This is a genomic window from Spirosoma migulaei, assembly GCF_054776855.1.
This window is the reverse complement of record NZ_BAAHBG010000033.1, coordinates 319,837-326,124: the sequence shown is the minus strand read 5'-3', so window position 1 is coordinate 326,124 and position 6,288 is coordinate 319,837. Positions and strand designations below refer to the sequence as shown.

At 44.4% G+C, this 6,288-nt stretch carries 8 protein-coding genes; 4 read left to right on the top strand and 4 right to left on the bottom strand.

The window, feature by feature from the left end:
* Window positions 1-1,019: 1,019 nt before the first annotated feature.
* The gene (locus tag ACYVGO_RS31120; protein WP_460972646.1) at window positions 1,020-1,280 is read right to left on the bottom strand and encodes a hypothetical protein; all 261 of its coding nucleotides are present in this window, start codon (window positions 1,278-1,280) and stop codon (window positions 1,020-1,022) included.
* A gap of 1,026 nt (window positions 1,281-2,306) precedes the next feature.
* Here ACYVGO_RS31120 and ACYVGO_RS31115 point away from each other — a divergent pair.
* On the top strand, window positions 2,307-2,795 hold the full coding sequence (locus ACYVGO_RS31115; RefSeq protein ID WP_460972645.1) for a low affinity iron permease family protein: 489 nt from the start codon (window positions 2,307-2,309) through the stop codon (window positions 2,793-2,795).
* Between the two features lie 187 nt (window positions 2,796-2,982).
* Here ACYVGO_RS31115 and ACYVGO_RS31110 read toward each other — a convergent pair whose 3' ends face one another.
* Entirely contained in the window at window positions 2,983-3,165 is a 183-nt protein-coding gene (locus ACYVGO_RS31110) for a hypothetical protein (RefSeq protein WP_460972644.1), read from the bottom strand.
* A gap of 250 nt (window positions 3,166-3,415) precedes the next feature.
* On the opposite strand from ACYVGO_RS31110, the gene ACYVGO_RS31105 reads away from it, so the two are divergent.
* The gene (locus ACYVGO_RS31105) at window positions 3,416-3,622 is read left to right on the top strand and encodes a hypothetical protein (protein WP_460972643.1); all 207 of its coding nucleotides are present in this window, start codon (window positions 3,416-3,418) and stop codon (window positions 3,620-3,622) included.
* A 12-nt stretch (window positions 3,623-3,634) separates the two neighbouring features.
* Here the strand turns inward: ACYVGO_RS31105 and ACYVGO_RS31100 are convergent, their stop codons facing one another.
* Complete coding sequence (locus tag ACYVGO_RS31100) at window positions 3,635-3,922, bottom strand: hypothetical protein (RefSeq protein ID WP_460972642.1); 288 nt, start codon at window positions 3,920-3,922, stop codon at window positions 3,635-3,637.
* Between the two features lie 219 nt (window positions 3,923-4,141).
* Here ACYVGO_RS31100 and ACYVGO_RS31095 point away from each other — a divergent pair, with 219 nt between their 5' ends.
* Both ACYVGO_RS31095 and ACYVGO_RS31090 read left to right on the top strand, forming a co-directional pair.
* The gene (locus tag ACYVGO_RS31095; RefSeq protein ID WP_460972640.1) at window positions 4,142-4,309 is read left to right on the top strand and encodes a lmo0937 family membrane protein; all 168 of its coding nucleotides are present in this window, start codon (window positions 4,142-4,144) and stop codon (window positions 4,307-4,309) included.
* Between the two features lie 79 nt (window positions 4,310-4,388).
* The gene (locus ACYVGO_RS31090) at window positions 4,389-4,910 is read left to right on the top strand and encodes a hypothetical protein (protein WP_460972639.1); all 522 of its coding nucleotides are present in this window, start codon (window positions 4,389-4,391) and stop codon (window positions 4,908-4,910) included.
* A gap of 115 nt (window positions 4,911-5,025) precedes the next feature.
* On the opposite strand, the gene ACYVGO_RS31085 is transcribed toward ACYVGO_RS31090, so the two are convergent.
* On the bottom strand, window positions 5,026-5,580 hold the full coding sequence (locus ACYVGO_RS31085; RefSeq protein ID WP_460972638.1) for an RNA polymerase sigma factor: 555 nt from the start codon (window positions 5,578-5,580) through the stop codon (window positions 5,026-5,028).
* Window positions 5,581-6,288: the final 708 nt, after the last annotated feature.

Genomic DNA, 6,288 nt, shown 5'->3' with positions numbered 1-6,288 from the left:
GACTTGTTGTGGCATTTCCGGTTGAGCTCGCCCTTTGGGGTGTAACTGTAGATCCACTAAATGGCCTTGTTCATTAAGTAGGGGGGTAAAAAATAGCAGGGTACGTGGGCTGGGGGTAAGTTCAGCAAACTCCGTTATTCGGTGGGTTTGGATAGGAATTTCCATATACGTAGACCTATGCGTAGTCGCTAATTTTTTAGCCTTTTCTAGTTGCTTTACCTAAACCCAGCACCTACCCCCTTCGAAGAGTTTTTAAGGGATAATCTCTTTTTAGGGGTCCCTGCACTAATTGGGCCTGCGAACCATAGGCCCAGCTTGACCACAAAAGCACATCAAATAGGAGGTATTAGTGCCGACGATTAGACTATAAGCTGATGGAATCAAATGTAGGTTCTTTTTTACTAAACTGGTTAGTAGTAGACTTTAATAAAACGAATAATCTAAACTATATACATAAAGGCCTAGTGAGAGACTCCGGACAAGTTAATAGCGCTGCCTAGTCAGAAAAGGAGCCCACTGCTGAGTAGGATAGCCTGGGCCATCCTATTTTTCAGCGAGCCCAAAGTGGCTAAAACCCTCTCTTCTCTTTTCACCGCTCCGGCCGCATCTGTCCACTTTCATTTGACGATATACACAATAGCAAATTACCCTTTGACAAGCCTTCCTGGGTTATTCGCCAGCCGATCAGCTAAAGGCTGTATATTGCTTTTGAATTAAATTGTCATCATACTATGGGAAACGCCAGCCTCGTTGGGGATGGCGTTTTTTGTATTAGTATAAACATCCTTTCATATACTTTTCTATGCCTTGTGACCCATGTTCCTTTTTGGACATGGTGGTGTGGATAGAAGGTTTAACACCAGCCCCTTTGGGACTGGTGTTTTTTTTTACGCTAGCGTAAACCCTGCTGGCTTTTGTAGGTAAAGCCTTCATCTGGTGAATTTTATCATTCAGTTGTTGATCAGGCTATTTTAAGTTGAGTTGAGGGATTGATAGTTGACCTATTAAGCCGCCTGTCATCAGTTTAAGGCCGCTAGTGTTCTTTCATGTTGATTTTGTAGCTCCCGTAACCGTCGTTGAAGCCGTAGCTTCTCACTGGTCAGTTCGGCGTTCAGCAGGAGCGTCTGGGTTAACTGCTGGGCTTGCTGGCAAAGCTGCGTTGTAGAGTGTTGGTCCCTTAAGGCTAGCTGACGGTCATAGTATTTGTTCTGGAGGGTATGCTGAAGAATGTGAACCAGGTAGCCTAGCCAAAAGGAGACGAGAATGGCGAGATAGATCATGTTGTAGAATGATTGTACAGGTTAACTAAGTTAAGATGATGATTTGTTTTCATTTCCACCATTTAGTAAATATTTAGTGACCAATCTGATTTTATTTGTCTAAAAGAAAAATGAACCACCGCTAAACTTCTACCCTGTTGGTCATGGAAACCCAAAAGCGCCATTCAGCCATCTTGAATTATATCGTTTATCTTCTCATTGGTCTATCGATCGTCACAATCGGATTGATCATGCTTTCCTAATAGGATCTACCTTTATAATATTCCTGCTTGGGTAGCTTTATTACGTCGTAATACCAATGCCTCAACTAAGCAGCTAATTCCGTATGTGGCTTCAAAAACTAGTTTGTCGTGTGGAAAACGCCAGTCTAGTTGGGACTGAGTTCGCATCCCTAATAAAACTTGATGTTACCGGGAAGTAAATAAATTAACATTTCAACCTAACAGCCACTTACAATCTTGATCGTCTAATAAGGCGAGCTCTTGTGGGTTAGATGTAAATGCTGGTGCTGGTAGTATCAGCATTTTTTATTATTAAAACCTGTATGTACAAAAATTAATTGAGGCAATCTAATAGCCCGACGCCAACTAGGATGCCCTGTCAAATTATTTTTAGTCTTCGTACTGCCATTTGAAGCTCCTGCAAGTGCTTTTTGTCATCGTACTCGTTCTGATTAGAGCTGCAATATCGGCTTCTATCAGCACTCTAAATACCATTTGCCTTGAAACCCATCTAACCCTTAAGTTTTAGGTCCACGCAACGTAGCTACGTGGGGGTAGTGTACGTCGTCAAGCAAAAGTGGACAAATGGGTTATCAGCCCCTAATGCTTTCCTGTTAGGATAACTAGCCCTCCAACTTCGCTCTGAATGGCCACTGGATCCCTGTTTTTGGGTGTATAGCCAAGGAAGTAGTCCCATGGCTACATACTGGAATCTATTAAAAAACCATTAAACTGGTCTGAGAATCGTCAAATCTGCCCCATTTGGGCGAGGTTTGCCCAAACAACTATAAAACTCCCGATCGACATGAAACCACAAACCGATGCTACACCAGCTACTGCTACCAGTATTTTTGAGCGCTTTGCTTCAAGCGTCACCAAAGCTACGGGCAGCTCAGCCGCTTTTATCATTGCCTTGTTAACCGTTATAATCTGGGCCCTAACGGGACCTTTGTTTCACTACTCGGAAACCTGGCAACTGGTCATCAACACGGGCACGACCATCGTCACCTTTTTGATGGTATTTCTTATCCAGAAAGCTCAGAACAAAGATTCGATGTCAGTTCAACTGAAACTTAATGAACTCATTGCCGCCACCAAGGGAGCTAGTAATCGATTGGTGTCGGTGGAAAACCTGACCGAGGATGAGCTATGTGTTTTGCAGCAGCACTATCAAACCATGGCCGAGATCACTCAGAAAGCGTCGGATTTGCGCCAATCCCACTCGGTGGAGGAAGCCATCAAAGATGCCTCCGAAAAATTGGAAGACGAACAAGGGCTCGGTCACACGATTTGATTACGTTAGTATCTCTCTATCGCTTTGTGTAGCCTGAAAGGTGGTTAATCATAGTTTCGAAATACTAAAGGTCTGCTATGAGCCATTTAAAAGCCAGAGGCAACGCGGAACTATTCCGGCCCACCTAATAGGCTATCTTATCCCTGCTGACTATTTTTTGCTGTTAGCCTAGTAGAAGTTCATGAATTTAGGGAAGCTTCTTGGCCTGAATGGAAAAAGGTGTTCTCGGGTTGCCTCCATCATCTCGAACCTTGATCCTTGCCTTACCTAGGTAGCAAACTACCGTTGCCAGGTAGCGTCCCTTGAAGTAGCCTCCTTTAGCGGTGTGGGTAATTACGACTCGGTCGCCGGGATTAAATTCAGTAGCCATGAGCGCGCGAAGGGGTATGAAAACGTTTCACCTGTCAAGTTACCTTTTTAGACAGCTAGTTGTGCGCTCAGCTACTGTCTCCCTGCCTCTGAGGGCCAACTCATGCAGTTTTTATCCACCTGTTAACCTTTTTAGTTGAGTCTGGTTAGTGATAAAGATCAAGAAAGCATATCGATACTTCAGTAATCTGAAGCCTGGCTCACGAGCAGTCAGGCATTTTTTCTATATTCACGTTTATAAAACTACCTATGTGAATCCAATCATTTCGCCGGGTGATAAGGTGAGCGTTGAAAATTCGGTGAAAGGCTTCTTCCGAAGCCGCTGCGAAGCTACGGTCCTGAAGTGGACGACCCATGGACGGCTTACAGTCAAACTCGATGGAAGCGGGGTAGTGAAGAATGTGTTGCTCGGGCGGGTTAGGAAAATAGCCGATGGGCCAGCCATCTCATCTCTTTAAAGCCCCGGACCCTTATGGGCTAAACAGGGTTTCTCCAATCTGAACCATTTTATATTTTAAATCATCCAGGGCATTGGTATTGCCTCCCTGAATTTCCGCTAGGTATTTGTAGGCATCGTCATTCAACAAACTCCAGGCTCGTGCGTGTGAGTCGGGGTCATCGCTACTGAGCATCAGTGCCTGAACGATTGTCAAGATTCGATCATAAGCCTCCGTCACTGCGTTTATGCTACTCGTTGGGGCAAGCCCATTAAAGGCCCGTAGTTCGGCTGTAAGTTGACTCGTTAGTTCTTCCTTCATAGCGTATTTAACTACCTATGGCTCGCAAAGATCAATAAGTATCAATATTTGTAGTATGGAGACATATCAACACCTGTTTGTCAATCACCAGTAGGTGTTGAGTGTGTGGCAGGCGATGGAAAGAGTCAACCAATTGCCTATCATCGTATTTCGTAACATACGCCTACGCTTACAGTTATATATGAATATTCACTAATTAAACATATAACCTCTATACACATGGGCAATCTGTTGTATATAATTGCTGTCATACTAATTATCATTTGGCTATTAGGCTTCCTTGGCGTTTTGGGCGCTGGCCTGGCAGCTAGCGGGCTCATTCACATTCTCCTTGTGATTGCGGTGATCGCCATTATTTTCCGGTTAATTCAAGGCCGAAGTGTTTAGGTGGTTCACTCAGATTCAATTCACTGGTAGAATGCCTAGCTCTTTTATGACAAGAGCTGGGTATTAACTCCTTGTAGCGATGCTTCTATTTATAACGGCAACTTCTGAAGGGATTTACTATGAGGAAATGTGTTTCTCCATCATCGACTATGAATCGGCTTTTGATCTGTTGACCCAATTGGTCGTTGAGCAGTGGAATTTACACCAAGCGGTTATTATTGATAACATAGAGCGCATTGAACTACCCGTTGCCGCATTTGATGGTCAGCCGGTTCAAGTGCCTATGCGGGCCTTAGAGCAGCAGTGGCAACAACTGTTGGCTAACTCACCGGCTTCCTTTCGTAACGGCACGGAATTATCACCTGAAGAGTGGTATAGGCAAGTGGAGGCTTATTATGATAAGATGCTCCTTTACTTAGGGCAGATGATCCTATGGCTGGAAATGAAGCAGGTTAAGGTCAGCCTGATACGAGACCAGGAGTTAGGGCATCGTTTATGGGTGCAGTATGATTCACTACTGATTAGTAACCGGCGGATGTTCCAACAAACTAAGGAGAAGCACAGCAAAAACCGGCAGCGGCTTCAGGCATTGGCTCCTTAAATGTCACCTCGACTCCCGGCTTCAAGTAAGGGAAACATCAAATGTGATTGTATAAAAAAAGCAGGAGAAATGGGCTTTCAAATCTTTCTCGCTGGCAATAAAACCAGTAAGCGGGTCAACTTACACACTGCTGAACACACAGGCTTTTTACCTTTTCCCGGCTCCGCTTGAGCCGCATCTTGACCGCACTAGGTTTGAGGTTATACAACTGAGCAAGTTCGTCAATACTCATGCCATCCTCGTACTTCAGGCGCAGGAACGTCCGCTCCTCGACCGAAAGAGTAGTCATGGCTTGCTGAACGACTTGAAGGGCTTCCTCATGCAACTGAGTTTCCTCCTCATCAGCCGTATTGTGGCCAATGCCGGCTTCTTCCCAGGTAGTGGTCGGCAATCGCTTGGCCATACGGAGTTGATCAGCACAGTAATTATACGAAATTGAATAGAGCCAGGTCGAAAAACTAGACCGTTCTTGAAAGGCATCCAGTTTGTTGAATACTTTCAGGAAAATATCCTGTGTAAAATCCTCAGCCTGTTCAGCATCTTTGGTCATTGATAGGCACCGCTGATAGACCTTTTTTACATATCGGGAATAGAGGGCTTCGAAACATTGATTGGGTTGACTAGGCAATAATTGACGAATGGTTTCTTCGTCGGATAAGGAAGCGTACATGAATAAATGAAACGTTATAAGTTTAAACTTTCATGTATGGTTAACTAAAGAGATATTTATAATATACTTTAGACAATAATCGAGTACTTAAGACACAATTAATCTACTAGGCGGTATACTAAGTTAGGATTACGAGTCAGGGCGAGTTTTAGCTCGATCCGTAGAATTACTTAATCACAAGAAGCCCTGGCCAATCCAGTCCACTGAAGGTGCGCGCCGGGCATATAACCCCTGCTTATCGTTACTTTTTGAGATTCTTACCGTCTAAGGAATATGTATTTCCATACTTCCATTTCCACTACATTTCTGGTTAATAGCGGTCAACCACAGCTACTACCTATTGAGGGGCCGTCAGTACAATCATCCTTCAACTAGCTAATCTTCTGGTCGATAGTTGCTGTCAGTGACTCCATTGTTCTTCGACGCAACCTTTCTGCTAATACTTCCGTATCCAGGGATAGGCTTGAAAAGCTCCTATTGGTAGCAAACGTCAAGCCCCATTTTACCAGTTGAGGACTACCCTATACTAATTTTTACCCTTTACCATCTATGGATACTAACTCCTTCCAGAGCCACCGACTCCACGCCAAGCCAGTAAAAAGCCAGATGCTTATCGCCCATTGGGCCGAATCGCTAACCACATTTACTAGCAACTATCATAAAGTGTTAGCCTGTCTGCACCACCAGCCCAGCGTCGGAGAGTGCCCC